The 1,464-nt window shown below is 37.2% G+C and carries 1 protein-coding gene and 2 pseudogenes; 1 reads left to right on the plus strand and 2 read right to left on the minus strand.

The genetic code is table 11. The features are described from left to right. Together CBG25_RS15730 and CBG25_RS15735 are read right to left on the minus strand one after the other, a co-directional pair. Positions 1-197: hypothetical protein (locus tag CBG25_RS15730; RefSeq protein WP_290604058.1), on the minus strand; the 197-nt coding region annotated here is incomplete at its 3' end. A 77-nt stretch (positions 198-274) separates the two neighbouring features. Further along, positions 275-583: pseudogene (locus tag CBG25_RS15735) on the minus strand (helix-turn-helix domain-containing protein); the annotation flags it as partial. 228 nt (positions 584-811) lie between these two features. On the opposite strand from CBG25_RS15735, the pseudogene CBG25_RS15740 reads away from it, so the two are divergent. Further along, positions 812-940 (plus strand): annotated as a pseudogene (locus tag CBG25_RS15740) (transposase); the annotation flags it as partial. Between the last annotated feature and the right edge of the window lie 524 nt (positions 941-1,464).

Consider the following 1,464-nt stretch of genomic DNA (forward strand, 5'->3'; position numbering starts at 1 on the left):
CTTTTTTTGTCTATAGAAGGTTCAACTAATCGCCATAGGTCTTTAGGGCGGAAACATCTACTTTTTAACCATCGGCTAACCGTGTCATGAGATAAAGGCGATGGGCTGACTTCTGATAACGCCAAACTAGAGTATCTTACACTGCTTACTTGCAAGAATATTTTATAGATATCTTTAATGCATGGATAACCGGACAAAATATGAACATCCTGATTTTTTCTTGTTTTTAAATTTATACTTCTTTTTTAGAGACTGCGAAACTCGTGATAGGATGAAGAAAAGCGGTCAGCAAGCTATAGCTGCCTGTGTACCCTTGTTCACGGATCTCCCGTAGCAATACGCAGGCCGGTATCCAATCAGGTCTAGCCGCCTCTACGCGTTGGAGAATATATACCTTGAAGGGCTCCAACTTACCGGGTCTAGGCGCTCTCGATTTATAACGCATATTCGCCGCCGCTTCAGTGCTACGAAGATATCGCCTCACGGTTACTCTTGAGCATGAAAGCCGTCGAGCAATCGCACGTATAGACATACCCTGGCGATGTAAAACAGAAATTTCCACTCTGATCTCCAATGTTATCATCGGCAGTACCTTAAAACTGCCATTTTTACTCTTGCACGAGTTTCGCACAGGCATATAAAATTCTAAAAATGGCTTAAAAGCAATGATTAATCTGCAAGTTACTAAAAAACATAAATTTTCTTAAATTACAATAAGTTGTATTTGATTTATAAGGTTTTGACTATTTATATATCATGCTGAATTAAACTTAAAAATAGAGCGTTTTTTTATTGGTGCGAAACTCGTGGACTGATTAAACATATCCCGGAGAAACACTTTCGGATGGTGCGGTACTTTGGTTTTCTCGCAAACCGAGTGGTGGGAACATTATTGCTGAAGGTAAAAAAGGCACTGGCTCAGGAAGAGAAAAAACCTGTAAAAGTACACGAGTTTCGCACAGGCATATAAAATTCTAAAAATGGCTTAAAAGCAATGATTAATCTGCAAGTTACTAAAAAACATAAATTTTCTTAAATTACAATAAGTTGTATTTGATTTATAAGGTTTTGACTATTTATATATCATGCTGAATTAAACTTAAAAATAGAGCGTTTTTTTATTGGTGCGAAACTCGTGGCCTAGATAATCTGAAATCAATTCGCTCTCATGGTTGGGTCTGAGTAACCACGCTGAGGAAAAACAGGATTGTTAACCATAATAAACAACTGAACAAGTTAGACATCTCAGAAGAAGGAACTCCAATACACTTACGAGGCTACGGTTGGGTGACTGTTTTCAAATTTACAGCCAAAAACGGCCGTATTGATTACATAGTTAGGACTTACGCAAATTTCACATAAAATAGAATAAAAATTCTGTAGAGTGTTACAAATGAAACCAAGCCGCTTAAATTACTGCCAGTATCTAATGATAAGCCAAATCAATTATACCTTGACGAATTT

Source organism: Arsenophonus sp. ENCA (genome assembly GCF_002287155.1).
Classification (GTDB): domain Bacteria; phylum Pseudomonadota; class Gammaproteobacteria; order Enterobacterales; family Enterobacteriaceae; genus Arsenophonus; species Arsenophonus nilaparvatae.